This window comes from Mesorhizobium sp. WSM3862 (assembly GCF_002294985.1).
In the GTDB taxonomy this organism is placed as follows: domain Bacteria; phylum Pseudomonadota; class Alphaproteobacteria; order Rhizobiales; family Rhizobiaceae; genus Mesorhizobium.
In genome coordinates this window covers 505,953-532,204 of sequence record NZ_NSGE01000004.1, presented here as the reverse complement: position 1 = coordinate 532,204, position 26,252 = coordinate 505,953, and the positions used below count along the sequence as shown (strand labels likewise).

The window sequence follows — 26,252 nt, the reverse complement described above, 5'->3', positions numbered from 1 at the left end:
ACCTCGTAGTTTCGGAAAGCGGATTTTTTTGGGAACGGCGCCCGCGCTGACCGCCTTTGTCGGATCATTCCGTTGCGGCACTTGTTGCCGGCAACAGGAAGCGCATCGGCGGCACCTGCTGCTTCGCAGCAATGCCGGCGCGGCGGAGCAAGGCGTCCAGCTTGTCGGCCGCCACGCCGCGAACGATCGGGATCAGATTGGACTGGCTGGCCAGGGCATAGGCGGCAGCCGATGCCAGGCCGCGCTCCGCCTTCACGTCGAGGAAATTGCGCAGCCGGTATTTGTCGCGCACATGGCGCTCGTGGCGCCGCAACGCGGCCTTCGAGCCCTCCGGCAGGTTGCCCAGCGCCAGCAAGGCCAGATCGGCATCGGCAAGCCGCTTCAGATCCTGCGTCCTGTGGCGGCCGCTCAGCGAGTCGGCGCGAACGATCGCGCCATAGCCGCAGGACTTGATGATCTTGAAACGCGCGCCGCGGGCGACCGCGCGCGCATAGAGCTCGTAGTCCTCGCCGAGCCGCAGGTTTTCATCGTAGCTCAGCCCGTGACGATCGAGGAAGGCCCGGCTGATCACCGGCTTGAGGAAGCCCAGTTCGCCGCGCAGCACGCGGCGGCGAGAAATGTTGCCTTCGATGAAACGCTCGAAGTCGAGGAATTGCGGTTCTGGCGCGAAGGACGGAGCTGCGACCTTGGTGGGGTCGGTCGCGGCATCGTCCCTGATCAGCATGATGTTGTCCGCCGCGAAATCCCAGTCGGCGTTGGCAAACAGCCGGCGGAAACGCCCTTCGAGGAAGAAATCGTCGGCGTCGAGGATGCTGATGAAAGGCGAAACGGAAGCCTTGATCGCGGCGTTGCGCGCAAAGGACGGACCATGGTTGACGTCGAGACGCATCACCTTGAGCCGACCGCTGCCATCATCGGCGGCGCGCGCCACGTTCTGTGTGTCGTCGGTGGAGGCGTCGTCGACCACGACGACTTCCGCCACCTCCGGCTCGCGCAGAGCCGAAGCGATGGCGACCGGTATGGTCCGCGCCGCGTTGCGGGCGGCGATGATGACGCAGACCCTTGGGGTCGTCACGGCCATGATTCACCTTTCGATTGCATGAGTGACCGCCCACCTATGAATGCAAAACCGAATCTTCATGCGTTGCCCCGCACCGGCGCGGCCGCGGCCGGCCGCTCGAAGATCCGCCGGCTGAGATCGGCGGAAGCCGCCCAGCCGGCCTCCGCCAGATAGCGCACCGGCTCGCGACCGCAGAGCTCCCACAGCACCGTTCGCCGCTGCGGCCAGCGCAACGAGGACAGCCAGGGCGCGATCACCATGTGGAAGAGGTCGGCATTGTCGATGCGCGCCAGGATCCGGGTGGCGCGGTCCGAAAGCAGCGTGCCGGTACCGCCAAGCAGAACATCGGCCGCGCGCAAAGCAAGCAGCAGCGTGTCGGCGAGGCCCTGCTCAGCGGCATGGTCGAGCAGTTTCTGCTGCTCGGCTTCGTTCAGCCGGCCGGCCGCGGCTCTGACGTCGCAGACATAGCCGGCGCAGGGCTCGCGGTTGAAGAAGGCTTTGGCGACGCTGATGCAGGACAAGAGCAACGTGTCGGACGCCGATATCAGGGGCATGGAGGCGCCCGCAACCTTGACCTCGCGCTTGCGGCGCAGGAAGCCGTCGATGTCGCGCGGGCTCGGCGAGCCCGGCTGCTGCAGCCGATAATGGAGATCGACCGTTGCGGCCCGCACGCCATCGTCGCGGACCATGTGCTGCTCGCCGAGGAAACGCACCCACCAGACCGACCGGGACTTGCCGGCGACCTCGTAGCCGGCCGAGCGAAGGGCTTCGCGGGCGGCAGCGAAGCCGGACGGGCAAACCAGAATATCGACGTCGCCGGACGGCTTCATGAAATGGTCGCCGTAGAGCAGTTGCTGCTGGAGCGGTCCCTTCAGGAAGACGCAGTCGATCTGTCTGTCCTGCAACACCTGATGGATGGCGATCGAATCGCCGATGCAGGCGGCATTCATCGACATGGTACGCCGGCGATAACCATCGAGCCATGCGAGCAATTCGGGAGGCGTCGCGCCGGTGGCCCCATGCGAGAGGGCCTTGAGCAAAAAGACCGCGACCTTGTTCAACCTCGCAATATCGGCAACGTCGGCCACGCAGATTGCCGGAGCCGGCATACCGCCATGGTCGACCGCTCGCGCTGTCGGATTGAAGAACAGCCGCAGACAGGCCTGCACATAGGCGACTTCGTCGGCACTGCCGGTCGCACGCAGCCTGTCGTAAGAAGCGTCCTGCACGGTCATGCCCGTTGTCGTCTCTCCGCAAAACCGCCCGCGGCGGCGTTTATACCGCAACTGCGAAGAAAAGCATCGCCAAAAAATCAGGAGCCCCATCCAGGCCCTTCCCAAGCCGCCTCGCGCCTGCAACCTGAGCGTTCATATTCGCTCATGGCCGATCACTTTTGAAGACAAATCCGGTGGCGGCGAGGCGAGCCGGCATTCGCTATTTTCTGAAGTATTTTCTTCGCGATTCCCACATAGCCACTTAAGCTTACGGACTTATGCCAATCAAATCATACGCTTACTTAGACGGCAAAAAGGCGATGTTGAACGTTCGAGCGGTGTTCGCCCGAGATGCAAAAGCCGGCGGCGTCATCACTGACGCGGGCCTGCGCAACCAAGAATTGATTACTGCCTGGTAAATCAGGCTTGACTCATAAATGTTGCCGTGCAGCAATTGCGATGCAGCATAGCAATATGCTGGCGGCATTCCGACGCCGCTTCCAGTCTTAATTGGAGAATAGAATGGAACAGAATGTTGAAAAGCAAGAGTACGAGACCCCAAGCCTGACGGTTCACGGTTCGATCGAAACGATCACGCAGGGTGCCTCCGGGACGACGGCGCTTGACGCGGCATTTCCCGCGCACACACCGGTCGGTGAGCTCACCTTCTCCTGAGCTTGTAGCGCCCGGAGTTGTCACAGTTGGGGCTCCGGGCGTTCCCTTTCCTCGAACACTGAGCCGGGGCCTCCTGCCCGGGCTACCTGGACTCCCTAAGGATCGCAGGCAACCGATCCCGGTCGAGGTCACGCAAGCGTTCAACAATGAGGTTTTAGGATGCACTGGAACCCATCGAACCATGACCGCGTGGTCGCGAGCGGCGATGCCGTGGCTTGTGAATTCGGCAACGGACTGGCGCTGCTCCATCTTAAATCCAACATCTACTACAGCCTGAACGGCGTCGGCGCCTACATTTGGGAGCTGATCCAGGAGCCACGACCGATCCCCGACATAACAAGCGCGGTGCTCGCCCGCTATGATGTCGATACAGAACGCTGCAAGGCCGATGTCGAGGGCTTGCTCAAGGGACTGATCGAAGCCGGGCTTGCGAGGTTCCACCATGAGGAACTGGCCTAGGGTCCTCTCGCTTAGCGGGCCGGAGGCGCTGTTTCTGGCGCGCTGCCTGGCAGTGGTCAGCCTCGTGCGGTTGGGGCTTACGCTTTCGTCCTATAATCGCATGCGCGCTCTGGTGACTCGACTGGAAGCGAGGAATGACGCTGCCATCGCCGATCTGCGGCGCGTCGCATGGGGCGTTGCCGCTGCTGCGCGATACGTGCCGGGCGCCAGCTGCCTTACCCAGGCGCTCGCCGGACAGTATCTGCTTGCCCGCCAGGGCAAGGCCTCCACGATCAGCATCGGCATCGCGCGCGACCCCGGCGCCGATCTCAAGGCGCATGCCTGGCTGATCAGCGGCGACCACATCGTGCTTGGCGGCTCCATCAACGGCTTTGCCCATCTTGTCGATCACGGACACTAGGCGATGAGCGGCGTCGCCGGAATTCTGCTGAGACAGGATGGCAGCCCAGCGGCGGCGGCCGACATCCAGCAGATGCTGGCGCGCATGCGCCACCGGGCGCGCGACGGCAGCTCATGGTGGACGGACAAACACGCAGCACTAGGCCATGCCTGGCTCAACACGACCGGCGAGCAGGGCTCAGGCCCGCTGACAATGGCCGGCGGCAAGCTCGCCATTACGGCCGATTGCCGGCTGGACAACCGCGAGGAGCTTCTGGCACGGCTCGGTGTGCGCGACCGATCGGCCGCCGACGCCATGCTGCTGATGCACGCCTATCTCAAATGGGGCGAGGCCTGTCCGACCTACCTGCAAGGCGATTTCGCCTTCGCGATCTGGGACGCCGAGCGCCGGGCGCTTTTTTGCGCGCGTGACCATTTCGGCGTCAAACCTTTCTACTACCACTGCGCCGACAGGCGCTTTGCCTTCGCATCGGAGATCGGCCCACTTCTGGCGCTGGACGGTGTCGGCAGGGCGCTCAGCGAGCATCAGATTTCCGGCTTCCTCGCCGGCCTGCCGGACGATCCGCAATCCACGCTCTATGCGGAGATCTTTCGCTTGCCCGCTCGGCACAGCATGACGGTGACCAACAATCAGGTCGTGCTGAGCCGCTACTGGGAGATTGAGCCGTCACAAAGGCCGCTGCGTTCGGATGCAGCGGACGAGTTCCTGCATCTTTTCGCGCGATCGGTTGAAAACCGGATGCGGGGCAATCCGTCCGTCGGTGCCATGCTGAGTGGTGGGCTCGATTCGTCCTCGATCGCCTGCATGGCCGGACTTCAAGCTGCGGCGACGCAGAAGCCGAAGCTCAAAACTTTCTCGCTGGTCTTCGAGAGGGGGTCTTCGATGGACGAGCGGCCCTTCATCGATGCAGTGCTGGAGCAATATGGGCTCGACGGCACGCTGATCGCGGTCGGCAACTATGCGCCCTTCGCCGAGTTTGATCGCATTCTGGAGGAACAGGAAGGGACCTTCCTGGCGCCCGGTCTGTCCTTGACCCGCAGCGTCTATCGCACCGCGAGCGCTAAGGGCGTCACAGTGCTTCTCGACGGCCACGGCGGTGACGAGGTCGTATCGCAAGGTCATGGGTATCTGCATGAGCTCGCCCATCGCGGCAGGTGGCTGGAGCTGTGGCGCGAGCTGCACAGTGCCGCCAACACCTATGGCGACGGGATGCTGCCTCTGTACTTCAAGTTCCTCGCCGCCTACGGGCCGGCCTGGCGGATTGCCAGGATGAGGGCGAAGGCCAGGCGCCTTCTCGGAAAACTGCGGCGCAGACCCTCCCATGCACCGCGCGCGGCGTGGGCACGACTGGTCAATCCGGAGCTTGCCAGGCGTACCGATCTCGCCGAACGTTTCCATTGCGCGGCCTATATGCCCGCCAATGTCAGCACCAGCGAAGCGCTCACCCATCGCTGGCTTTTGTCCACCGGGCTGGTGCCCCATGCTTTCGAGGTTCTCGACAAGGCCGCCGCCAATTTCGGCGTCGAACCGCGCTATCCGTTCTGGGACAAGCCGCTGGTCGAATTCTGCTTGGCATTGCCGGGCGAGGAAAAGCTGCGCAACGGCTTCGGCCGCCATGTGCTGCGCCGGGCGATGGAAGGCGTGCTGCCGCCGGCGGTGCAGTGGCGGCGCGACAAGATCGATTTCACCGCCAGCCTGGTCAAAGGCATGATCGTCAACCATCGCGATCTGCTGGACCGGCTGCTGGTGTCGGACAACGACTTGATCGCCCCCTATGTCAATCTGCCCGAGGTGAACGCGGTCTATGCGCGCATGCTGCAGCGGCCCGAGCAGGCGACGCTGCCCGACGTCCAGCATATCTGGCGTTCGGCCTCACTGTCGCTATGGCTGCGGCAGGTCCAACAGCATGGAAGCCCTGCATGAACTCTCCAGCCGCTTCTCTTGCCGCGAGGCCCGGCTCCGCCATCGAAGCGGCCCCTCGAAACGGGCGTGCCCGTCGGTTCTACAAGGCGTACGGCCTGACGATCGGGTCGGAGGTGGCTTTGCCGGAACTGGAACCGACCGCGCCGGCAACACCGGACATCGAGATCGCTGTTGGGCCGATCGATTTTCCGGAGGCTGCATTGGCTAACGCCGCGGCCTTTCGCTTCGAGCCGACACGCCAGTACCTGTCCTGGCAAGCCGTCGGCACTTTCCTGATCAGCGATGCCTCCCGGATCGATGTCGATCCGGCGCCGGGCGTCGATGATCCGCTGCTTGCCTTCCCACTTTTGGGTCCGGTGCTGGCGCTCACGCTGCATCAGCGCGGTCTGCTCGTCCTGCACGCCAGCGCGATCGCCGTTGGCGGGCAAAGCGTGATCTTCATGGGCGACAAGGGTGCCGGCAAGTCGACCACGGCGGGCGCGATGATCCGCGCCGGTCACCTTCTGCTTACCGACGATGTCGTGGCGCTGGACCTGTCCGATCCTTCACGGCCGATGATCCTGCCCGGCTTTCCGCAGCTCAAGCTTGCAGCGGATGCCGCGAAGGCCATCAGGATCGGCCGAGCGGAAGTGCGGCCGCAGGTGCATCCGCAGATCGAGAAGGCGCAGCATCGCCTGCGAGACGGATTCTCCGGCGAGGCCGTGCCGGCGGCCCGGATCTATGTGCTGGAGCGCGACGGGCAGGCGGCGATCACACCGCTAAAGGGCGCCGCCGCCCTGCCGGCGATCATCAAATTTTCCTATGTCACGCGGTTCGGCCGGCAGGCGCTGGTCGGCGATTTCGCGTCCACGCATCTCGGTCAATGCGCGCAGCTGGCCGGCCGGATCGGCGCCAGCCGGCTCGAAGTGCCGGCAGGTCTGGAGCGGATCGACGAGGCCGTCACCCTGATCGAGCGCGATCTGGCCGCCGGTTCTCGGGCAAGGTGAGCAGCGGCATGGCCTGGTCCTCGAAACTTCGCCTGACACTTTTGCGGGATGTGGCCGGCTTCGGTGGTGTCATGGCGCATATCGGCGGGCAGCGCACGCTGACGGCGCTTGCCTTCCTGGTCCTCGGCAGTCTGACCGAGGGCCTCTCGATCCTGCTTTTGATCCCGCTCTTGCATCTGATCGGCAGTGCCGACCAGGATTTCGCCGTGCGCGTACCGGGCGCCTTGCGCTGGCTGGTGCCGGGCGGCACGCTCTCGCTGGCGACGGTGCTCTGCCTGCTCGTCGCGCTGGTGGCGCTGCAGGCGATGTTCAACCGCTTCAAGTCGCTCTACATGGCGCGGCTGCTCTACGACTTCGTCAACCGGGTGCGCATGAACCTGTTCGAGAGCATCGGCAAGGCGCGCTGGGGCGTCTTCACCCGCATGCGCAGCTCCGATCTCGACCACGCCATGACCGGCGACATCGACCGCGTTCAGGCCGCAGCCTTCTCGCTGCTGATGCTCGCCCAGACGGCGCTGCTGCTTGCCGGCTATCTCGTGGTGTCGCTGTTCATCTCTCCGGTGATGACGTGCTTCGCCATCCTGATCGGCGTGCTCTTGTTCATCGCGCTGCAGCCCTTCCGTGCGCGCGCCACCGCCTACGGTCGCGTGCTGACCGGCAGCCGCCAGGACCAATACCGCACGGTGTCGGAGTTCCTCGGCGGCATCAAGGTGGCCAAGAGCCTGAATGTCGAGGCGAGCTATTTCGCGCAACTCCGCGCGACGCTGGACAAGATGAAGGCGGACAATGTCGCCTATGTCCGCAACAGCACCATCGGCACCGCGCTTTTCCAGGTCGCGAGCGTAATGGGGCTCAGCCTGTTCATCTACATCGCGCTGGTCCGCTTCCATCTCTCCCTTGCGGAAATCGTCGTGTTGCTCCTGGTCTTCATGCGGGTCGCGCCCCGCTTCATGGACATGCAGGTGCAGGCGCAGCAGATGCTGATCAACCTGCCGGCCTACACCGCCATGCAGGCCCTGCAGGCGCGCTTCGATGCCGAGCGCGAGATGGAGCCCGGCGATGCCGCGCAGAACGCAAGGCTGTCGCTCGACGGGGGCCTCGATATCCGCGACGTCTCGTTCGCCTATGGCGCCGGCGATGGAAGGCCGGTGGTGAGCGGCATTAGCTTCGGCCTTCCCGCCGGCGAGGTGACGGCGCTGATCGGCCCGTCCGGTTCGGGCAAGAGCACGATGGCCGACATGCTGCTTGGGCTGCTCGAGCCGAGCCAGGGCAGTATCCTGGCGGACGGTGTCGAGATCACCGCGCAAAACCGCAGGGCCTGGCGCGGCCAGGTGGCCTATGTGCCGCAGGACGTATTTCTGCTGCACGACACCATCGGCGCCAATCTGCGCCTGGCGGCGCCGCAGGCCAGCGACGAGGAGCTGTGGGCGGCGCTGCGCAAGGCTCATGCGGCCGACTTCGTCGAGCGGCTCGACCGGAGGCTCGAAACGGTGGTGGGCGATCGCGGCGTCAGGCTTTCCGGCGGCGAACGTCAGCGCATCGCGCTGGCACGGGCGCTGCTGCGCGAACCCTCGCTGCTCATCCTCGACGAGGCGACGAGCGCGCTCGACTGGCAGAATCAGTCGCTGATCGCTCAATCGATCGAGGAACTGCGCGGCAAGATGACTATCCTCACCATCGCGCATCGGCCGTCGATGATCGCCTTTGCCGACTGGGTCGTGGCCATCGAGGGCGGCCGCATCGTCGAGGTCGGGCAATATCAGCGGCTGAAAGCAAAGTCGGGCAGCCGGCTGGCCAGGATGCTCTCCGGCGAACGGGCCGAACGGGAAACCGCAACATTGGCCGACAATACGCCGCCCCCGGCGCCGGCTGAAAGATCAGCGGAGGCTGCCGCGCCGGGCGGTTAGCTTTTCGCCATCGGGCACCTTGATGCCGCGGTCGGCCTGCCGCGCCTTGTCGGCGGGTATCGGCCCGCTCCTTGCGATCGTGGCGAACACCAGAACGAAGTACCCCACCTGAATGACGACAGCGCAAATCACGGCGCGCATGATGATGGTGCCAAGCGATTCGCCGTCGAGCCAGGACCAGCCGACTACAACAGCGAGCGTGAATATCATCCCGACGATGAACTTTGGCAAAGACATGCTCGTCGGCCCGTCAACCGGCACGCGCATGCAAAGGCTGTGGCTTACCCACCCGCGTAACTCCCCGTTTCGCCAGAGAGCTATTTCTGGCTGCCCAATCAGGCCGGTTGCTTCCGACCTTTCCGACCCATCCAGACTATGACAGCAACAGTTTGCCACTCTATTAAGGCGAGACCTTTGCGGCAAGGCCAAATGCACATGAAGCCAAGGGTTTCGCGGCATCGACTCTGCCATGCTGCGGCGCACACCCCTGCATCGCCACCTATTCACTATAGCGAAATCCTCGACAGTAGAATCCGAAACATTAACCAGTATTTAATGCGATGAACTTACCTGAACGAGTGATTCTTACGACCTGCAACCGCCGTTCGTCTGCAGCAAAGAATGCATCGCCCAAAATCAGCCCGAAAGCTGTACTACATTTCCCAAAAAACCTCTCACCTTGTCATAAACATGCCACAAAGGCCAAAATTTGGGCACGGCAGGTTTATTATTTGGTCAATTCATGACGCGAACATTTCACGCGAATGGGAAATTGTGTGTTGCGCTGCAGCATTTTTTTGGTATCGTGCCATAAACCATCCGTTCAACGTATGGAGCTTTTGCATGAGGGACGTCGCCAAGCCGGCTAATGCGGGTTTTTCGCAGGCTGGCATTGATTTTCCACCCCCCATCGGCGGTCTGCTCAAACGCAGTTTCGATATCGTCGGTTCCCTGGCGGGTCTGGTCCTGCTCAGCCCGCTCTTCCTGATGGTCGCCCTGCTGGTCAAGCTTTCCGACCGCGGCCCGATCTTCTACGGCCACAAGCGGATCGGTCGCGGCGGAAGGATTTTTGCCTGCCTCAAATTCCGCACCATGGTGCAGGATGGCGAGAAGGTGCTCGCCGCGCACCTGGCCGCGAGTCCGGATGCCGCCGCCGAATGGGCGGCGACGCGCAAGCTGAAGGACGATCCGCGCGTGACGCGTGTCGGCGCGGTGCTGCGGAAGCTCAGCCTCGACGAGCTGCCGCAAATCATCAACATCCTGCAGGGCGACATGAGCCTGGTCGGGCCCCGCCCTGTCGTACGCGACGAGCTCGAGATCTACGGCAGCGCCGCAGTCTATTATCTGAAGTCGCGCCCGGGCCTCACCGGGCTGTGGCAGGTGAGCGGGCGCAACGACGTGTCCTACGACACGCGCGTCGCCTTCGATCGCCACTATGTCGAGAACTGGTCGATGGTCGAGGACATTCGCATCATCGTCAAAACCGTGCCTGCCGTGTGGATGGCGCGCGGCAGCTATTGACCGCCAGGCCTGTCCCGCCAATCTCGGGACAGGCGTCCGGCAGTAATCTCATCGGGCGGATGGGGCTAACGCGGATCGGAAACGTTCATTGAAAAACCACCCCCTCGGATTCCTTTCCAAGGCGCCCAGCCGATTTGCGGCCGTGGCGCTTGCCCTGTCTCTTGCGATTCCCACCATGGCGGTGGCTGGAGACTATCGTCTCGGGCCGCAGGACAAGCTCAACATCCGCATTGCCGAGTGGCAGACGGTCGACGGCACGTTCCGCGACTGGTCATCCATCAACGGCGACTATTCGGTCGGCCCCGCCGGCACGCTCTCGGTACCGTTCGTGGGCGAGATGCAGGCGGCCGGCAAGACGACCTCGGAGATCGCTGCCGCGATCGGTCTCGCGCTGCAGCGCAAGCTGGCACTGCCCGACAAGCCTGAAGCCTCGGTCGAGATGGCGCAGTTCCGGCCATTCTACATTTCGGGCGAAGTGCAGAACCCTGGCCAGTTCCCCTACGTGCCGGACCTTACGGTACTGAAGGCGGTGAGCATCGCCGGCGGCATCCGGCGCAACGCCGATTACGGCCCTCAGCTCGGCAAGGACCTGGTCACCGCCAAGGGCAGTTTCGATATCTATGACGACCAGCGGCTGCGGCTGATCATAAAGCGTGCCCGCATCGACGCAGACCTTGCCGGCAAGACGAGCTTCGAGATTCCGAAGGAGGCTGCGGACGACCCGAGAACGCAGGCCATCGTTGCCGACGAGATGCAGATCCTCACGGCCGACCAGAAGGCGCTGAAGCTGAAGCTGGACGCGCTCGATGACCTGAAAGGCGTGCTCGAAGGCGAGATTGAATCGCTGCAGAAGAAAATCGCCAATCAGCAGCAGCAAGTGGATCTGGCGCAGCAGCAGCTCACCAGCATCGGTCCGCTGGCCCAGAAGGGCCTTGTCGCCAATGCGCGACTGCTCGATTCGAAACAGTCGGTGGCGGACCTGCAGGGCAAGATCCTGGATTATGAGACGGCCATCCTCACCGCCAAGCAGTCGATCAGCAAAGCTGATCAGGACGCCATCGATGCCCGCAACACGCTCAATTCCAACCTGGCCGCGAGCCGGCAGCAGGCCGAGGCCGACCTGAACGAGGCGACGCTGAGGACTGCCATGCAGAAGGGCCTGATCGCCGCGGCCTCGGATCCCGCAATGGCGGCTGCCATAACAGGCGGCCAGGAACCGGCCCTGCTGTATTCGCTGGTGCGTGTTGCCGACGGCAAGACCAGCGAGATCGACGCCAAGGAAGACACGCCGGTGCTGCCGGGCGACGTCATCAAGGTGAAGCTGGCGCCGAGTGCCGGCGGCCCACCCATGGCCAGCCAGTAGCCGGGCGCCCGGGCCTCGCTCAGCGCGGTCCGCGGGAGGAACAAGTCAGGCTCGTTCGCGCCAAGGTGCGGGCGAGCAATCTGTTTGGACCGCTTGAAGGCATAGAATGCAGCCTGCCGCTCCGCGTCACGTCTACCTCAACCTCGACGCCATCCGCGGCGTGGCGGCGATCAGCGTGATGCTCTATCACTTCTCGCCCTTTCTGGCCGACGGCAAAGTGCTGCCGTCGAGCTATCTTGCGGTAGACCTGTTCTTCCTGCTCAGCGGCTTCGTCATCGCCCACGCTTACGACCGCAAGATCGAGAACGGCATGGGCTTCGGCACCTTCCTGGCCATCCGCTTGATACGCCTCTACCCGCTCTACCTCGCCGGCACGTTGCTCGGCTGCTTCTATCTGCTGGTCAAGAACAGGCTGATTGCGACGGAATACATGCCGTTGTCGGAGATCGGCACGCAGCTCACGACAGGCATGCTCTTCATTCCGCTGGTCGGCGATGCCTACCATACGATCTTTCCGCTCAATCCCGCTTCGTGGTCGCTGTTCTTCGAGCTGATCGTCAACATCGCCTATGCCGCCGTCTTCTTCCTGCTGTCGAAACGTGTGCTGACGGTGCTGGTAGCCGTCAGCCTGGTGCTGCTGATCGTCGCCTCGGCACTTGCCGGCACGCTCGATTTCGGCATGACCGGCAAGACCATCATTAGCGGGCTCCCGCGCGTGTCGTTCTCCTTCTTCCTCGGCGTGCTGCTCTGCCGGTCGATGGCGCGCTACCAGGACAGCCTCGGCTTTCTGCGGCGCGGCTGGTGGGTCGAGGCCGCGATCCTGCTTACGCTGATCGTCTTCGCCATCGCGCCTGCGGGTGCTGCCGGGCGTGTCGCCTACGACCTCGCCTCTATCGCCGTCGTGTTCCCGCTGATGGTGGTGACCGGCGCGGTGGCACCGACGGCGCCGCGACTGGCTAGCTTCTATGGCTGGCTGGGGCGGGTCTCCTACCCGATCTACATCATCCATACGCCGATGCTGATGATCATCGCGGGGGCCGGCAAGGCCGCGTCGGTCGATCCGTTCGCGCATCATCCCTGGTTCGGAATCGTGATGGCCGCTGCGGTCATCGTCATTGCCGACATTGCCACCCGCATCTATGACGAGCCGGTGCGCCGCTTCCTGCAACGGCAAATGCAGCGCTCGCGAGCCGTGGCCTAAAGCGCGTCGCAATCCTTCAGATTTGCTCCGTGCTCTTTTAGGCTTTTGGTCTTACGCATGTCCTTGACCCGAAACCGGTTCTCGCTTTCGGGGGACTAGGCGAAAACCGCGATCAGACCGGCGCCGGCATGTGGCCGTTGGCCGGCTTTTCATCCTGGACAGGAATGGCAACCCGCCGTCGCCGGGCAACCGGCAGCGGGTTCAGCTTGAACAGGCCATAATAGACGATGAAGGAGGCCATGAAATAAGGGCCGAGGATCTCGACCTCGAAGAAGGAGCGGATCAGCATCAGCCCGACGGCGCCGGCGAGCACCACCGAATCGGCGCTCCAGACCCCGAACACCACCTTCGAGATATGGCCGTAGAAGGCGCGCAGGATGATCAGCGCCAGCATGGTGACGCCGACGAAGCCGATCTCGACCAGGGTCTCGATATAGGTGTTGTGGAAATGGAAGCCGGTGCGGGTCGTGATGTAGAACTCCGCCCACAACCGTTCCGGATCTGCGAACCCTTGCACCCAGTAGGCGGCATAGCCGTAGCCGAGCAGCGGGTGCAGCTGCGCCGCCTCCCAGCCCTGCTGCCAGAGATAGGTGCGGCCGGTCAGCGTCGAATCCTTGCCGAAGATGCCGAGCACGACGTCCAGCAGGCCGAGGTTCAGCGCGGCCACCACGCCGGCTACCAACGCGCCGCCGCCGACCACGAACAGCACGCGGCGGTAGCGCCGCGACAGCACCCTGCTCATGGTGAGCAAGATGACGATGCCAAGCACCGCCGGCAGCGAGGCGACGGATGTCGCCGAGTGGGAGATCGCCAGCATGTATGCCGACATCAGGATGATCGGCGCGGTCCAAAAGAAGCTCAGCCAGTTGCGCCGGTAAAACATCAGGAAGACGAAAGACAAAAAGATGCCGAACGACGAGAAGAACCCGACCTGGTTCTTGGAGGCGAAGGCGCCGACGAAATTGAAGGTGCCGTCCATTATGTCCAGCGCGTAAGCGTTGACTTTCAGCGAGTAGAGCAGGACGACGAATATACCGATCAGCGATCCCAGCACCAGCGTCCGCACGCTGATGGTGCGGGCCGCGATATAGGCACAGACGATATGCGAGGAATATTGCACCGCCGCACGCGCGCTGATGCCGGCGGCCTGCGACCAGAAGACCGACAGGCAGACATAGGTCGCAAAGAGTATCGGCAGCCAAGCGTTCGAGAGCTTCCAGGTGAAACGCCGGTAGTCGACGAAGAACAGCGGCAGCCAGACCGCGTAATAGGCGAGGATCAGGACCTGACCGAAATTGCTGGAATAGGCAAAGGCAAGAACGGAAACCGCGACGGCAAAGGCGCCATAGGCCTTGTTTGCCTCCGGATCGAGCAGAATGGATTTTGGAATCTTCATGCCGGATTTTTCGTCCGTTCAGCCTTGGAGCAATTCCAGGAAAAGTGTGTGACTGTCTTTCGTCGGGAATTGCGTAAACAACAGTTAGCGCGGTTCAGTGTCTGGTCGCCGGCACGAGCCGATGTTCGGCCCTACCGGGTTCATTGTGCACTGCAGCATAATCTATCGCCCTATCGCCGGTCGCTCAACCGGAAATGTTGCCACGGGCAAAGAGGCGTTATCACAGGCATATTGCACAGCGAAAAGGCCGGAATGGGGCGGCCTGTTGCTCGTTGGCGGATGATCCTTCCCGAAAATCGATTTCGATTATCGGCTCATGCGAGAACAGGTCCCCGAGCAATCTGCCCAGGCGTCCGCCGCGTTCTTCCGAGCGGAGGAGCGTTGGCCTTTGTTCTTCGGCGTCGTCGCCGACTTTGCAATCTTGAAGTGTTGTCTTGATCATGGTGCAGTCGATGACGACCGGGAGGTGGCGAAAGCTCGACATCACCACCGAGCGCGAGCTGTTCCTGCAGTTCTTCCAGCACCGCGCCGGAGGTGTGGCGGCAGCCGTGCCATGGTAACGCGGTCGTTGCAATGAGATAGGACAACCGCCTACGCTGTGAGGACTCTTATTGCGCTGGAGAGAAACGAATGGCCAAGCCGCGAATCTTCCTGGGCTCGTCAGGAAAACAGAAGAAACTGCTGCAGGCGCTGCAGCGTGGCCTTGAAGATATTGCCAATGTCGAACCCTGGACGACATCCTTCAATCCCGGGACGACAACACTGGGGCGTCTCCTCGAGCTGACGCGCGAGGTCGACTTCGCCGCTTTCGTGTTCGCCCAGGACGACTGGACGAGCGCGAGCCAGCCGGAATCGACCACCACTGTTCCCGCCCAGGCTTCCCCGCGAGACAATGTGGTTTTCGAGGCCGGCCTGTTCGGCGGGGTTCTCGGCATGCGCCGGACGTTCATCCTGCATGCGAATGGTGCCAAGCTTCCCAGCGATCTGCTCGGCCTGACGTCGGTACGCTACGGCGAGGCAGCGACCGCCGCGGAGACCAGAGCGATCAATCAAAAACTGCGAAATGCCATCGAAAATGAGGGGCGAGTCGCCCGCATAGAGGGGTTTTGGTGGCAGTTCTCCCTGTCAGAGCGCACAGCAAGGGAGCCTTCCGCGGTCAGTCTGCTCAGGATCTCGCGGGACCGCAACGGCGCGCTGGAACTGAACGGCCGCTCATGGCAGGAGAATGGCAGCCTGTCAGCCAGATACTGGAGCGAGGCGTCGAAGGAGAAAGGAGAGTCTTCGGGCATCTTCTACTACTGGAACGGGGAACGGCCGTTGGACGCCAACGCGCCGCAGCTGCACGGGACAGGCGAAATCCGGCTGGAATCCGCCGAGCGCGCGTCCGGATATTTTACGACACGTTCGGACACGAATCCGGAGGTGAATGCACGAACGTCCGGCGTCTATCTGCGCGCCGATCCGCAGGACTTAACCATCCTGGACGGGAACGACAATCAGCGGCGCGTGGAGTTGATCGCAGAACGGCTAAGTCACTGGAAGTCGATCAAGAATGTCTGACGACAGTGCGGGCGGTCGCGGCGAAGGCGCCGGCGCTTGACGAACGGACCGTTCGGCCCAACAGATTGTCGGGAACGTCTCGATCCCGGAACATTTGGCGGATGCAGGCTGGGGCACTGACCGACTATGCCATAAGGCTGTTCGAGCGCGGCTATATCTGCCTGCCGCTTCGTGCCGGCGGCAAGCATCTCGACCTCGCGGCCATGGAGTATGATCCGTTGCATCTGCGGACGTTGCGCAAGGACTTGAAGGAACTGGCGTTCACCTCCATCACCTTCCAACTGGCGCAGAAGCCGCCGGGCCGCAGCGACGTCGCACGCTGGTTTGGCGACTTTGCCGGCAATGTCGGCATATTGGGGGGATTTGCGAACCTGATGATCCTCGATTTCGATGACGACGCCGGCTATCGTGCCTGGCGGTCCAGTCACAAGGCAATTGCGAACGGCACACCAATAGCAAAATCGCCGAGCGGATTTCATGTCTATCTAAGAACGCGGGAACCGGTGGTCTCTTCCAGCCTCCATTTCGGCTTGCGCCGGGTGGGTCACGCGAAGGCGCTGGGCGGTTATGTCGTGGGCTGCCCGTCGGAGCTGAAGGACGGCTCCTCCTACAGCTGGATCGAAGGCCAGTCGCCATTCGACATGGAACCTCAGGTGGTGGGCAATCTTGACAGTCTTTCGCTGCGCCCGGTGTCGATGCTCAAGCATTGCTATGACCGGCTGCTCAAGCGTGGCTTCTTCGAACAGCAATGAGCGGCTCACCTGTGGCGGCTGACATCACCGTCGTTATCCCGGCAAGAAACGCGGCTGCAAGCATCGAAGCGGCACTCGGCAGTCTGGCTTCCGACAGAGCGGTCATCCGCGAGATTCTCGTGATCGACGACGGGTCGAACGACCAGACAGCTGCGATGGCGAGGCAAAGCGCGCACCGTCACGGCTTGCCGCTGGACGTGGTGGGCGTTCGACTGGGCAAAGCGGGCGCCGCGCGCAATGTCGGACTCGAGCGGGCAAGCGGCACATCCATATTCTTTCTCGATGCCGACGACGAGGTGATGCCCGGCAGCCTGTCGCGGCTGAGCGCGGCGCTGGCAGGCCGGCCTTGCGCCGGCCTTGCCGTCGGGGCCAGCATACGGCGGACAAAAGGCCGGCCGGACAAGCTCAAGGCACCGCAAGGCTACGGCCCGGACCGGCGAGAGAATGTGCGGCGCTACCTTCGCAACGAAGTGTGGCCAATCGCGATGGGAAGCGCCCTGGTCGCCGGCTGGGCGACCGCAAACCTCCGCTTTCCGGAAACGATCGGCCTCGATGAGGACACCTGCTACTGGACCGCCGTGCTGGCCCGTGCCGACGTGGTTACCGTCGAGACCTCGGTGCTGCTCTACCACCATGACGAGGAACGTATGGCGCGCCGCTTCATCACGGCACCGCGCAGTACCTTCCTTGCCATAGCGCTGGAACTGAACGGGCTGGCTGCCGCCGGGGTCGAACGGGAAGCGTTGCAGTGGCGCAAGGCCTGGATAGCTCAGCGGATCGCCCGACAGCTGATCAGGCACCGCAAGTTCGCCGATGCTGGCGGCATGATGCGCGCGGTCCGAGCGCATAAGGAGCTGGGCCGCAGTTGGAAGGCGATGCGATATCTGGCCAGGATCCGAATCGGGCGACTGACCGAGACCGAGGCTGGGATGTCGCCAATGCCCAATTCAGCGACGTCGCGCCGCACGCTGATCATATGCCACGACCCGCCGTTTCCGCCGAGGTCCGGCGCCGATCTCCGGAATTTCGGCAACGCGACGGCGGCAGCCGCGTTCGGCCCGGTTTGCCTGGCCTCGCTCCTGCCGCCAAGCAGCGACGTCCAACCTGCCGGGCTGGACATTCGCGTGACTGAGCTCATGAACAAGTCCGAACCGCGAGCGCCTTCGCTCGCCCGCTGGAGGGCCAAGGGCGAGAGCCGGATACCGCTCCCGGCGCTGGCGCGGCTCAAGGCGCTCGTAGCGGATTTTCGCCCGGATACTATTGTCGTCGAAGGCGTTGGTCTGTTCAGATTTCTCGCTCCGTTGCGGCCGATGGTCGGGCAACTCGTTCTGGACATGCACAATGTCGAATCGGATCTCGCCGGTCAGTTGCCGCGCAAGAAGCGTTGGCGGCCGTTTTCCTCAGACCTCAGGGCGCTCGAGAGAAAGGCGGCAGCCATCGTCGACCGGATCTGGGTGTGCTCGCAACGGGACCGCCAGCGGCTGGAGGCGTTTGTCCGGCCGCAAGTCTCCGTCCACATCGTGCCAAACGGCATCCCGCGAGCGGACGAGCTGCCGCGGCTACTGCCGCTGCAGCGAGCCGTCTCGGATGCGTTTCCCCTTATCCTCTATGTTGGGCATCTGGGCTATCAGCCGAACGTCGACGCCGCCGAGCGGCTGGGGCACACCATCTTGCCCCGCATTCGCCAGACGCTGCCGACCGCGAAGCTCGTTCTTGCCGGCCGTTCGCCCGAGTCGCGCGTTCGCGCCCTGGCCAGACTGGATGGGGTCAGTCTGGTCGAAGATCCGGACGATATCAGACCTCTGTTGTCCGTTGCCCATCTCGGCATCGTCCCGCTTGCCATGGGCGGCGGCACGCGGATCAAGATCCTCGAAGCAATGGCCTGGGGGGTTCCGGTCATTGCAACGCCGCTGGCAGCCGAGGGTCTCGACCTGATTGAGGGCGACGAGGTGCTTCTGTCGGACACCGACGAGGGATTGGCCGACATGGCGGTCAGACTTTGTTCCGACGATGCGCGCATGGCCAGCCTGCGCGCCCGGGCCCATGACGCCGCATGGTCGCGGTTCGGGCCGCAAGCGATCCGCGAGGCCGTCGGTCAGGGCCTGGCCTGGATGGCACCCGCGTCGCCGCCGACTGTGACCAAGTTCAAGCCGTGAGCCGCGGATGATCCCGAGAATCCTGCACCAGACGTGGAAGACCGACATCGTCCCACCCCGTTTCCAAGGCTATGTCGACAGCTGGAAGCGGCATCATCCGGACTGGACGATGATGTTCTGGAACGATCGGACTTTGCTCGAGTTCGTGGCCGCACACTATCCCAGCTTCCTGCCGACCTTTTGCAGCTACGAGTATGGTATCCTGCGCGCCGACGCGGGTCGCTATCTGCTTCTCCACCATTTCGGCGGCGTCTATGCCGATATCGACTGCGAATGCGTGGCGCCGTTCGATCCGCTCCTGTGCGAGGATCGGATCGTGTTCTGCACGGAGCCGGACGCCCACGCACGCGTGCAGGCGGACTTTCGCGGATTGCCTTACCTTCTGTTCAACGGGACTATGGCCAGCCCGCCGGGACACCCGTTCTGGCTTCATTTGCTGTCGTTCCTGCCCGGGCTCGTCCGCGCAAAACAGGCGATCGACGCCACCGGGCCGTGCGTGCTTACCTCCGCGCAACTCGGCTATCCTGACCAGTCGGCGTTTGCGATCCATCCGGCCGAATTGTACTCGCCTCTCGATTCGTCGGGAAAGCGGGCGGGCAGCGGCGGCATGACGTTGTCGATCCACCACTGGGCGGGCACATGGTGGACGCCGGAGAGGCCCACCCGGTTGCGGCATAGGCTGCGCAAGTTGATCTACCAGGCCCGGAACCGCCTGACGCGCGGGACTGTTTCCGATGAGCAAGCCGCCCGGCAAAGCGTCAGCCAAGCGGCCATCGCGGCGCCGCCGCCATTAGGATCCAACCTCGCCGTGCTGGTGCCGCTGCGCGATGCGGCCCAACACATAGAGCCATTCCTCGCCGCGTTGCGGCAGCTCGACTTCCCAAAGGACAAGATGAAGCTCGTCTTTTGCGAAGGCGACAGTTCAGATGGCAGCTGGGAGCGGTTGCAAGGCGCCACTGCGGCCCTGGGCAAGGACTATCGCGAAGTCGTGCTGCTGCGGAAAAAACTCGGCACCGAGCTTGACCGCGACAAGCGAGCGAACCGGCAGCTGCAACGCGTCAGGCGCAGCGGCATCGCCAAGGTGCGTAACCATCTGATCGATCATGGGCTGAGAGACGAGGACGACTGGGCGCTGTGGATCGACATCGATGTCTGGCGTTTTCCAGCGGACGTCGTGACCCGGCTGATTGCAAGGGGGCACCGCATCGTCGCGCCGCACTGCGTGAAAGTCCCAGGCGGCGACAGCTTCGACCTCAACAGTTTCGTCACTGTGCGGCACAACAGAGATCATAACTACTTCCGCCATGTTCACGACGGTCTCTATCAGCCTCCGCGGCACACACATGCAAGGCTGCATATGAGCGACGTCCGCCACCTCGACAGCATCGGCCTGGATGGTGTCGGCGGCACCATGCTCTTGGTCGATGCCGCCTTGCATCGCGGCGGCCTTCGCTTTCCGGAGATCCCCTATCGCGACCTGATCGAGACCGAGGGTTTCGGCGCCCTGGCGAACGATCTCGGCATCAGGCCGATCGGACTGCCGCGGCTGGAGATACAGCACGTCCCCTGGTGAGGCCCCGCCTTTCCCAGTTTCCCTCCAGAAACAGCCGGCCGCGAAGGGCAGCGTCGCAGGTGCGCGCGGGCAGCGCCGCGCGCCACCATCAATCGTGCAACTCTCTCGCGATTGGCGGGCCAACGCTGAAGCCCGAGAACATCACCTCGAAGCCTTCGCGCTGCGGCGAGCAGCACATCATGCCGACGTCGACGCTCCGCGAGACCGGGAAATGGGCCAGCCGCACCGGTTTCCAGCGGCCGTCCGCGGCTTCGAGGTACTGAACGCGAATGGCTTCGGCGTGGCGGGTCAGACGGATCCGTACGCCGTCGGGGTCTGTCGGAATGCTGACCAGCGACCAGTCGGAGGTGTCGTTGGTGACGACAACGGAAAAACAGGCGAGGCCGTCCGTGTATTCGATGCCGGCCTTGATCCAGTGCGTTTCGCTGAGCCGCAGCATCAGCCCGGCCTGATCGTAGAGTACCTCGTAATTGCCCTTGACGCTGACCTCGGCGCTGAAGTCGCCCGCGACGGGACGATAGAGGAAATGACCGTTGTCGCGGCGGAAGCCGTAGAAAGTCTCGCGCCAGAAGTCGGTCTCCTTGCCGGTGCGGACATGCAGCGTCCCGTCGCCGAACACATGGTGCGGCGGCGGGTTGAGCCAGGCCATTCCGGCAAAGTCAGAGGTCATGACGCCTGCCCGTCAGCCGGCGAACGTATAGGCAGTCTTGACGGTAGTGTAGAACTCCATGGCGTAGCGGCCCTGCTCGCGCGGGCCGTAGCTCGAGCCCTTGCGGCCGCCGAACGGCACATGGAAGTCGACGCCCGCCGTCGGCAGGTTGACCATTACCATGCCGGCTTCGGAGTTGCGCTTGAAATGCGTCGCGTGCTTCAGGCTTGTCGTGCAGATGCCGGAGGTCAGGCCGAACGGCGTGTCGTTGGCCACAGTCAGCGCCTCATCATAATCCTTGACGCGGATGACATTGGCGACCGGGCCGAAGATTTCTTCGCGCGAGATGCGCATGGCATTGGTGGCGCCGGTAAACAGCGCCGGCCTGAGATAGAAGCCGGGAGTCTCGCGCTCCAGCCGCTCGCCGCCGAAGGCGAGCTCGGCGCCTTCCTGGCGGCCGATGGCGATATAGTCCTCATCCTGCTTGAGCTGGGTCTGGTCGACGACCGGGCCGATCTGGGTCTTGGCGTCCAGCGCGTCGCCGATGACCAGCTTGTCCAGGCGCTCCTTCATGGCGTCGATGAAGCGGTCGTGGATGCCTTCGGTGACGATGAGGCGCGAGGACGCCGTGCAACGCTGGCCGGTCGAGAAATAGGCGCCGTTGACGGCGCAATCGACCGCGACCGCAAGGTCCGCATCGTCGAGCACGACGAGCGGGTTCTTGCCGCCCATCTCGAGCTGGAACTTGCGCATATGCTCCACACTCGCCGCGGCGACACGCTTGCCTGTGCCGACCGAGCCGGTGAAGGAGATGGCGTTGACGTCCGGGCTGTCGAGCATGGCCTGGCCGACGACAGAGCCCTTGCCCATGACGAGGTTGAGCACGCCCTTGGGCAGCCCGGCACGATGCAGGATGTCGACGATGGTCCAGGCGCTTTCGGGAACCAGTTCCGCCGGCTTGAAGACGATGGTGTTGCCATAGGCCAGCGCCGGCGCAATCTTCCAGGCGGGAATGGCGATCGGGAAGTTCCACGGCGTGATGATGCCGACGACGCCCACGCCTTCGCGGGTCATCTCGACGCCGACGCCGGGCCTGACGCTTGGCACCATCTCGCCCGACAGTCGCAGCGTCTCGCCGGCGAAGAAGTCGAAGATCTGCGCGGCGCGGATCGTTTCGCCGACGCCTTCGGCCAGGGTCTTGCCTTCTTCACGGGCGAGAGACCGGCCGATCTCGTCCTTGCGCGCCATGATCTCGTCGGAAGTCTTCTTCAGCACGGCATGGCGTGCCAGCGGGCCGGAGCGCGACCAGCCCGGGAAGGCCGCCTTGGCGGCCGCGATGGCCTGCTTGGCCTCCTCCGGCCCGGCCGAGGCGTATTCGCCAACCACATCGTTGGTGTTCGACGGGTTGATGTTGCGCGAGCCGGCCTCGCCCAGCCACTCGCCGTCGATCAGGTTCTTTCGGAGCACGGTCATCTTCATTCCTTCGAGATTGGCTTGCTTCTTCGAGATTGGCTGGCGTGGCAAAGCGCCGGTCATTTGTCAGACAAATGATATAGCCATGGTCGGCGCAAACGTCTACCCGAGAAGCTTTCGATAAAGGTAGGCGCGCGGCGGTGGAAGTCCACCGGCTTCGTCCGCGCCCCCCTGTCACGACAAAGCCCTGACGGCCTCCTTCAGACGGAAAACGACCAGAACAGGCAGGCGAGCGTTGCCGCGGCGAAGATGACGAAGAACAGGCTTCTGAGCAGGATGTTGCGGCGAAGCTCATTCATGGCGAGATGCGCGCCGACGATCGCCGGGACGAACAGGAAGCGCCAGTTGAGAATTGTCCAAGGCACCTCGCGCTGGCCGAGCGCCCATCGGGCGAGAAGCGAACCGACAATGGCGGCGAACAGCACGATCGTCGCCCAGAAGATCGCGTCGGCGGCATGCGTAAGCACAACCCCGGCGGCGCGGATGGGCAGGATCATCATCAACAGCGCGCTGAAGAAATAAATGGCGGCGATGGCAAGGAACGAACCCGCGTCGGCAATGCCGTCGAGACGCTTAACGCCGAAGGCGCCCTGGGGGTAGCCGTGCCTGGCGACCGCCAGCGACAGCGCCATCAGCAAGGCGCTCAGAACCGTGACCAATGCGAATGTGCCGAGAGCCTTGCTCATGCCGTTCCCTGTCGAGACGAATCACGGGAGTCTAGCAGAGCGCGGCCGCAGAAAACCGCAATTCACCTCGCGGCAGTATCGAAGCGTCAGGGCTTCTGCGAGGCCGAGACGAGTTCGGCCTTGCGCCGGGCCGTCTCCCGGCCGACGTCGATGAAGAGGCGCGGATGGCGGGCCAATTCCATGTTGTCGGTCCACAATTGCGCCAGATCGCCGTCTTCCTCAAGAGGTTCTCGCCGACGATCTCGGAGAGAAGGATTCGCGTCGATCACGACAGCGCAGGCGAGGTCGGTGCAGGCGTGGCGACGAGGCTGGTCTTGTCCGGGATATTGGCCGACTATCAGGCGACCTGACCGGACTGTTCCAAGAGCCTGGCGCGTGGCCCGATTACACTCTGGACGCCTTCCGCCGGCGCTGACCTATCCGATGCGAGCGCCGCTTGCCGGATCGAACAGATGCAGCGCCGCTGGGTCGGCGGCGAGCCGGATCGCGTCGCCCGGTTTGACATTGCTGCGGCCCATGACGAAGACGCAGATCTGCTGGTTGGCCAGCCTGACATAGAATTGCGTCGACAGGCCGAGCGGCTCGACGACCTCGACCTGGCCTTTCAGCGGGCCGTCGTCGGCCAGCCGGATGTGTTCCGGCCGCAGCCCGACGGTCAGCGCATCGCCATCCTTCAGCGGCAATCCGTCCGGCAGCCTCAGCTTCTGGCCGTCGCCCAGCACGGCATCGACCTTGCCGCCCTTGGCGACCTTTGCCGGCAAAACATTCATGCCGGGCGAGCCGATGAACCCGGCGACGAAAGTGTTGGCGGGACGATCGTAGAGCTCCAGCGGATGGCCGACCTGCTGCACATAGCCGTCATGCATGACGACGATGCGGTCGGCCATGGTCATCGCCTCGACCTGGTCGTGCGTGACATAGACCGAGGTTGTCTTCAGCTGCTGGTGCAGCGCCTTGATCTCGGCGCGCATGTGGACGCGCAGCTTGGCGTCGAGGTTCGACAGCGGCTCGTCGAACAGGAAGACTTTGGGATCGCGCACGATGGCGCGGCCCATGGCGACGCGCTGGCGCTGACCGCCGGAAAGCTGGCGCGGCAGGCGGCCGAGAAACGTCTCCAGACCGAGGCGCTTGGCGGCGGCGCCCACCCTGCCGTCGATCGTCGTCTTCTCGGCCTTCTTCAGCATCAGGCTGAAGCCCATGTTCGAGGAGACGTCCATATGCGGGTAGAGCGCATAGGACTGAAACACCATAGCGATGTCGCGGTCCTTCGGCGCCACATCGTTGACCAGCCGCTCGCCGATGCGGATCTCGCCGCCGGTGACCTCCTCCAGGCCGGCGATCATGCGCAGCAGCGTTGACTTGCCACAGCCGGACGGGCCGACCAGCACGACGAACTCGCCGTCGGCGATCTCGAGATCGACGCCGTGCAGGATGCGCAGCGCTCCATAGTCCTTCTCGACATGTTGCAGGGTGACGGAAGCCATCGATTATCCTTTGACAGCGCCGGCGGTAAGGCCGGTGACGAGATAGCGTTGCAGGAAGGCGAAGAAGATGCAGACCGGGATCAGCGCCAGGATGGAGGCCGCCATCATCTGCCCCCAGTCGACGGCGAACTTGCCGATGAAGGTGAGCAGGCCGACGGCAAAGGTCTTCTGCTCGTCGCTGGAGATCAGCATCAGCGCGAACAGCAATTCGCTCCAAGCGGCGGTGAAGACGAAGCCGAGCGTCGCCCCCATGCCGGGCAAGGTGAGCGGCACGATCACCCGGCGCATCGCCTGGGCGCGCGTGCAGCCGTCGATCATCGCCGCCTCCTCCAGATCCTTCGGAATGCTGTCGAAGAAGGACTGCATGAGGAAGGTGGCGAAGGCGGTGTTGAAGGCGGTGTAGATGATGATCAGCCCGGTCAGGCTGTTGGTCAGGCCGAGATCGCCCATGATGCGGTAGATCGGCGGGATGACCATGACCAGCGGGAAAGTCTGGGTCAGCAAGAGCAGGATCGCTAAAGTCGCCTTGCCGCGGAAGGTAAAGCGCGACATCGCATAGCCGGCAAGCGTGGCGATGACCGTGACCAGTGCCGCCGTCGACACCGAGACGATGACGCTGTTCAAGAAGTAGCGCGGGAAGTCGGAAGCCTCCAGCACGGTGTCGAAGTTCTTGAGCGTCATTTCCGATGGCCAGAGGGTTATGCCTTCGGAATAGAGCAGCCGCTCCGGCGTCACAGAGATCTTCAGCGTCCAGAAGATCGGGAACAGCGCGAAGATGACATAGGCGGCGATCGCGGCGTAGAGGCCGATGCCGCCAGCGATGCGCGAGGAGGTGGAGCGGCCGGCAATCATCAGACATGCCTCACAAGCGTGCGGCGGATGGCTATCAGGCCAACCGCATAGGCAATGAGCAGCACCAGCAGCAGCACCGCGACTGCGGACGCATAGCCTTTGTCCAGCGACTTGAAGGCGCTGACATAGATGTAGACCGGCACCGTGCTGGTCGAGCCTGCCGGTCCGCCCTCGGTCATGACGAAGATCAAGTCGGCGAAGGTCGCGATCCAGATGGTGCGCAGCATGACGGTGATGACGATGGTCGGCGCCAGGAACGGCAGCGTCACCTTGGTGAAGCGCTGCCAGGGCGAGGCGCCGTCGATGGCTGCCGCCTCATGCAGTTCCGACGGGATCGACTTCAACGCCGCAAGCAGCGTGATGGCGAAGAAGGGAATGCCGAACCAAATGTTGGCGACGATCGGCCCCCACATGGCTGTGGCCGGATCGGAAAGCACGTTGGTCGGCTCGGCCTTCAGCCCGAGCGCGAAAAGCCAGTGCGGCAGCGGGCCGATGATCGGGTTGAACAGCCAGGCCCAGGTAAGGCCGGAAAGAAAGGACGGCACCGCCCAGGGCAGGAACACAACGGCCTGCACGACCTTGCGGCCATAAAACGGCTTGTCGAGCAGCAGCGCCAGACCAAGCCCGAGGAAGAACTGGAAGAACAGGCTGGCGGCAGTCCACCAAAGCGTGTTGACCAGCGCCTGGCCGAGCACCGCGTCGGACAGCATCGCCTGGTACTGGCCGAGCCCGACATATTCCGATTTGAAGGCGGAGAATTTGCGGAAGGAATAGCTGATGCCGATGATCAGCGGCACCAGGAGCACGACGACTAGCAGGACGATAGCCGGCGAAAGATAGAGCCATGGCTCGATCGCGGCCTTGCTCAGCCGCTTCTTGCGCGGCAGGCCGGTGGATCGGACTTCGGACACTGCGTAGGTCATCGATTTGGCTCTACGGGTGATGGTGAGGCCAGCGTGGCG

General features: G+C 63.5%; 24 protein-coding genes. 14 read left to right on the top strand and 10 right to left on the bottom strand.

Annotation, left to right across the window (positions count from 1 at the left end; genetic code table 11):
- Window positions 1-64: 64 nt before the first annotated feature.
- Together CK224_RS14920 and CK224_RS14915 are read right to left on the bottom strand one after the other, a co-directional pair.
- Window positions 65-1,081, bottom strand: a complete 1,017-nt coding sequence (locus CK224_RS14920) for a glycosyltransferase (RefSeq protein WP_095782275.1) — start codon at window positions 1,079-1,081, stop codon at window positions 65-67.
- Window positions 1,082-1,137: 56 nt separating this feature from the next.
- Complete coding sequence (locus tag CK224_RS14915; protein WP_095782274.1) at window positions 1,138-2,295, bottom strand: nucleotidyltransferase family protein; 1,158 nt, start codon at window positions 2,293-2,295, stop codon at window positions 1,138-1,140.
- Window positions 2,296-2,796: 501 nt separating this feature from the next.
- Between CK224_RS14915 and CK224_RS14910 the strand changes: the two genes are divergently transcribed.
- The 6 genes from CK224_RS14910 (at window position 2,797) to CK224_RS14885 (ending at window position 8,624) form a co-directional block, all read left to right on the top strand.
- Window positions 2,797-2,949, top strand: a complete 153-nt coding sequence (locus CK224_RS14910; RefSeq protein ID WP_082953851.1) for a lasso peptide — start codon at window positions 2,797-2,799, stop codon at window positions 2,947-2,949.
- A gap of 159 nt (window positions 2,950-3,108) precedes the next feature.
- A complete protein-coding gene (locus tag CK224_RS14905; RefSeq protein WP_067003437.1) occupies window positions 3,109-3,408 on the top strand; it encodes a PqqD family protein in 300 nt (99 codons plus the stop codon).
- The gene (locus CK224_RS14900; RefSeq protein ID WP_067003435.1) at window positions 3,392-3,808 is read left to right on the top strand and encodes a lasso peptide biosynthesis B2 protein; all 417 of its coding nucleotides are present in this window, start codon (window positions 3,392-3,394) and stop codon (window positions 3,806-3,808) included. The genes CK224_RS14905 and CK224_RS14900 overlap by 17 nt, the downstream gene beginning before the upstream one ends.
- A 3-nt stretch (window positions 3,809-3,811) precedes the next feature.
- Complete coding sequence (locus tag CK224_RS14895; protein ID WP_095782273.1) at window positions 3,812-5,731, top strand: lasso peptide isopeptide bond-forming cyclase; 1,920 nt, start codon at window positions 3,812-3,814, stop codon at window positions 5,729-5,731.
- A complete protein-coding gene (locus CK224_RS14890; protein WP_095777022.1) occupies window positions 5,728-6,717 on the top strand; it encodes a serine kinase in 990 nt (329 codons plus the stop codon). Before CK224_RS14895 ends, CK224_RS14890 begins: the two co-directional genes overlap by 4 nt.
- 8 nt (window positions 6,718-6,725) lie before the next feature.
- Window positions 6,726-8,624 carry an ABC transporter ATP-binding protein gene (locus CK224_RS14885; protein WP_095782272.1) on the top strand — a complete coding sequence of 633 codons (1,899 nt, stop codon included), beginning with the start codon at window positions 6,726-6,728 and terminating at the stop codon, window positions 8,622-8,624.
- Here the strand turns inward: CK224_RS14885 and CK224_RS14880 are convergent.
- Window positions 8,595-8,861, bottom strand: a complete 267-nt coding sequence (locus CK224_RS14880) for an exopolysaccharide production repressor exox (RefSeq protein ID WP_095782386.1) — start codon at window positions 8,859-8,861, stop codon at window positions 8,595-8,597. The two genes, CK224_RS14885 and CK224_RS14880, sit on opposite strands and share 30 nt — an antisense overlap.
- 606 nt (window positions 8,862-9,467) lie before the next feature.
- On the opposite strand from CK224_RS14880, the gene CK224_RS14875 reads away from it, so the two are divergent.
- From CK224_RS14875 to CK224_RS14865, 3 genes are all read left to right on the top strand, one after another.
- Window positions 9,468-10,145: a sugar transferase gene (locus tag CK224_RS14875; protein WP_095782271.1), complete on the top strand. Its 678-nt coding sequence runs from the start codon at window positions 9,468-9,470 to the stop codon at window positions 10,143-10,145.
- Between the two features lie 175 nt (window positions 10,146-10,320).
- Window positions 10,321-11,508: a polysaccharide biosynthesis/export family protein gene (locus CK224_RS14870; RefSeq protein WP_095777021.1), complete on the top strand. Its 1,188-nt coding sequence runs from the start codon at window positions 10,321-10,323 to the stop codon at window positions 11,506-11,508.
- A 106-nt stretch (window positions 11,509-11,614) separates the two neighbouring features.
- Window positions 11,615-12,709 (top strand): acyltransferase, encoded by a 1,095-nt coding sequence (locus CK224_RS14865; RefSeq protein WP_095782270.1) that lies wholly within the window; start codon window positions 11,615-11,617, stop codon window positions 12,707-12,709.
- A gap of 112 nt (window positions 12,710-12,821) precedes the next feature.
- On the opposite strand, the gene CK224_RS14860 is transcribed toward CK224_RS14865, so the two are convergent.
- On the bottom strand, window positions 12,822-14,105 hold the full coding sequence (locus tag CK224_RS14860; RefSeq protein ID WP_095777019.1) for an O-antigen ligase: 1,284 nt from the start codon (window positions 14,103-14,105) through the stop codon (window positions 12,822-12,824).
- A gap of 630 nt (window positions 14,106-14,735) precedes the next feature.
- Between CK224_RS14860 and CK224_RS14855 the strand changes: the two genes are divergently transcribed.
- From CK224_RS14855 to CK224_RS14840, 4 genes are read left to right on the top strand one after another with little or no spacing between them, the layout of a single operon-like run.
- A complete protein-coding gene (locus tag CK224_RS14855) occupies window positions 14,736-15,665 on the top strand; it encodes a TIR domain-containing protein (protein WP_067324214.1) in 930 nt (309 codons plus the stop codon).
- 5 nt (window positions 15,666-15,670) lie between these two features.
- Entirely contained in the window at window positions 15,671-16,417 is a 747-nt protein-coding gene (locus CK224_RS14850; protein WP_245425940.1) for a bifunctional DNA primase/polymerase, read from the top strand.
- Window positions 16,414-18,573, top strand: coding sequence for a glycosyltransferase (locus tag CK224_RS14845; protein WP_095782269.1), 2,160 nt, complete (start codon window positions 16,414-16,416; stop codon window positions 18,571-18,573). The genes CK224_RS14850 and CK224_RS14845 overlap by 4 nt, the downstream gene beginning before the upstream one ends.
- Window positions 18,574-18,580: 7 nt before the next feature.
- The gene (locus CK224_RS14840; RefSeq protein WP_095782268.1) at window positions 18,581-20,146 is read left to right on the top strand and encodes a glycosyltransferase; all 1,566 of its coding nucleotides are present in this window, start codon (window positions 18,581-18,583) and stop codon (window positions 20,144-20,146) included.
- 88 nt (window positions 20,147-20,234) lie between these two features.
- Here the strand turns inward: CK224_RS14840 and CK224_RS14835 are convergent, their stop codons facing one another.
- The 3 genes from CK224_RS14835 to CK224_RS14825 all read right to left on the bottom strand — a co-directional run bounded on the left by CK224_RS14835 (window position 20,235) and on the right by CK224_RS14825 (window position 22,954).
- Window positions 20,235-20,816, bottom strand: a complete 582-nt coding sequence (locus CK224_RS14835; RefSeq protein WP_095782267.1) for a DUF1349 domain-containing protein — start codon at window positions 20,814-20,816, stop codon at window positions 20,235-20,237.
- Between the two features lie 12 nt (window positions 20,817-20,828).
- The gene (locus CK224_RS14830; protein ID WP_095782385.1) at window positions 20,829-22,268 is read right to left on the bottom strand and encodes an aldehyde dehydrogenase family protein; all 1,440 of its coding nucleotides are present in this window, start codon (window positions 22,266-22,268) and stop codon (window positions 20,829-20,831) included.
- A gap of 200 nt (window positions 22,269-22,468) precedes the next feature.
- The gene (locus CK224_RS14825) at window positions 22,469-22,954 is read right to left on the bottom strand and encodes a hypothetical protein (RefSeq protein WP_095782266.1); all 486 of its coding nucleotides are present in this window, start codon (window positions 22,952-22,954) and stop codon (window positions 22,469-22,471) included.
- 164 nt (window positions 22,955-23,118) lie between these two features.
- Between CK224_RS14825 and CK224_RS31285 the strand changes: the two genes are divergently transcribed.
- Window positions 23,119-23,304: a hypothetical protein gene (locus tag CK224_RS31285; protein WP_176477927.1), complete on the top strand. Its 186-nt coding sequence runs from the start codon at window positions 23,119-23,121 to the stop codon at window positions 23,302-23,304.
- A 66-nt stretch (window positions 23,305-23,370) separates the two neighbouring features.
- Here CK224_RS31285 and ugpC read toward each other — a convergent pair whose 3' ends face one another.
- The 3 genes from ugpC to CK224_RS14805 are packed head-to-tail and all read right to left on the bottom strand — an operon-like array spanning window position 23,371 to window position 26,213.
- Complete coding sequence (ugpC, locus tag CK224_RS14815; RefSeq protein WP_095782265.1) at window positions 23,371-24,438, bottom strand: sn-glycerol-3-phosphate ABC transporter ATP-binding protein UgpC; 1,068 nt, start codon at window positions 24,436-24,438, stop codon at window positions 23,371-23,373.
- A 3-nt stretch (window positions 24,439-24,441) separates the two neighbouring features.
- Window positions 24,442-25,290: a carbohydrate ABC transporter permease gene (locus CK224_RS14810; RefSeq protein ID WP_095782264.1), complete on the bottom strand. Its 849-nt coding sequence runs from the start codon at window positions 25,288-25,290 to the stop codon at window positions 24,442-24,444.
- Window positions 25,290-26,213: a sugar ABC transporter permease gene (locus CK224_RS14805; RefSeq protein WP_095782263.1), complete on the bottom strand. Its 924-nt coding sequence runs from the start codon at window positions 26,211-26,213 to the stop codon at window positions 25,290-25,292. The genes CK224_RS14810 and CK224_RS14805 overlap by 1 nt, the downstream gene beginning before the upstream one ends.
- Window positions 26,214-26,252: the final 39 nt, after the last annotated feature.

What these genes read in the sequence shown, in the direction of transcription:
- CK224_RS14895 (WP_095782273.1), top strand. Translation starts at nt 3,812, where the DNA reads ATGAGCGGCGTCGCCGGAATTCTGCTGAGACAGGATGGCAGCCCAGCG.
- CK224_RS14900 (WP_067003435.1), top strand. Translation starts at nt 3,392, where the DNA reads ATGAGGAACTGGCCTAGGGTCCTCTCGCTTAGCGGGCCGGAGGCGCTG.
- CK224_RS14810 (WP_095782264.1), bottom strand. Translation starts at nt 25,290, where the DNA reads ATGATTGCCGGCCGCTCCACCTCCTCGCGCATCGCTGGCGGCATCGGC.
- CK224_RS14870 (WP_095777021.1), top strand. Translation starts at nt 10,321, where the DNA reads ATGGCGGTGGCTGGAGACTATCGTCTCGGGCCGCAGGACAAGCTCAAC.
- CK224_RS14880 (WP_095782386.1), bottom strand. Translation starts at nt 8,861, where the DNA reads ATGTCTTTGCCAAAGTTCATCGTCGGGATGATATTCACGCTCGCTGTT.
- CK224_RS31285 (WP_176477927.1), top strand. Translation starts at nt 23,119, where the DNA reads ATGGCGGGCCAATTCCATGTTGTCGGTCCACAATTGCGCCAGATCGCC.
- CK224_RS14910 (WP_082953851.1), top strand. Translation starts at nt 2,797, where the DNA reads ATGGAACAGAATGTTGAAAAGCAAGAGTACGAGACCCCAAGCCTGACG.
- CK224_RS14835 (WP_095782267.1), bottom strand. Translation starts at nt 20,816, where the DNA reads ATGACCTCTGACTTTGCCGGAATGGCCTGGCTCAACCCGCCGCCGCAC.
- CK224_RS14845 (WP_095782269.1), top strand. Translation starts at nt 16,414, where the DNA reads ATGAGCGGCTCACCTGTGGCGGCTGACATCACCGTCGTTATCCCGGCA.
- CK224_RS14860 (WP_095777019.1), bottom strand. Translation starts at nt 14,105, where the DNA reads ATGAAGATTCCAAAATCCATTCTGCTCGATCCGGAGGCAAACAAGGCC.
- CK224_RS14920 (WP_095782275.1), bottom strand. Translation starts at nt 1,081, where the DNA reads ATGGCCGTGACGACCCCAAGGGTCTGCGTCATCATCGCCGCCCGCAAC.
- ugpC (WP_095782265.1), bottom strand. Translation starts at nt 24,438, where the DNA reads ATGGCTTCCGTCACCCTGCAACATGTCGAGAAGGACTATGGAGCGCTG.
- CK224_RS14865 (WP_095782270.1), top strand. Translation starts at nt 11,615, where the DNA reads ATGCAGCCTGCCGCTCCGCGTCACGTCTACCTCAACCTCGACGCCATC.
- CK224_RS14905 (WP_067003437.1), top strand. Translation starts at nt 3,109, where the DNA reads ATGCACTGGAACCCATCGAACCATGACCGCGTGGTCGCGAGCGGCGAT.
- CK224_RS14840 (WP_095782268.1), top strand. Translation starts at nt 18,581, where the DNA reads ATGATCCCGAGAATCCTGCACCAGACGTGGAAGACCGACATCGTCCCA.
- CK224_RS14915 (WP_095782274.1), bottom strand. Translation starts at nt 2,295, where the DNA reads ATGACCGTGCAGGACGCTTCTTACGACAGGCTGCGTGCGACCGGCAGT.
- CK224_RS14875 (WP_095782271.1), top strand. Translation starts at nt 9,468, where the DNA reads ATGAGGGACGTCGCCAAGCCGGCTAATGCGGGTTTTTCGCAGGCTGGC.
- CK224_RS14855 (WP_067324214.1), top strand. Translation starts at nt 14,736, where the DNA reads ATGGCCAAGCCGCGAATCTTCCTGGGCTCGTCAGGAAAACAGAAGAAA.
- CK224_RS14825 (WP_095782266.1), bottom strand. Translation starts at nt 22,954, where the DNA reads ATGAGCAAGGCTCTCGGCACATTCGCATTGGTCACGGTTCTGAGCGCC.
- CK224_RS14805 (WP_095782263.1), bottom strand. Translation starts at nt 26,213, where the DNA reads ATGACCTACGCAGTGTCCGAAGTCCGATCCACCGGCCTGCCGCGCAAG.
- CK224_RS14890 (WP_095777022.1), top strand. Translation starts at nt 5,728, where the DNA reads ATGAACTCTCCAGCCGCTTCTCTTGCCGCGAGGCCCGGCTCCGCCATC.
- CK224_RS14830 (WP_095782385.1), bottom strand. Translation starts at nt 22,268, where the DNA reads ATGACCGTGCTCCGAAAGAACCTGATCGACGGCGAGTGGCTGGGCGAG.
- CK224_RS14885 (WP_095782272.1), top strand. Translation starts at nt 6,726, where the DNA reads ATGGCCTGGTCCTCGAAACTTCGCCTGACACTTTTGCGGGATGTGGCC.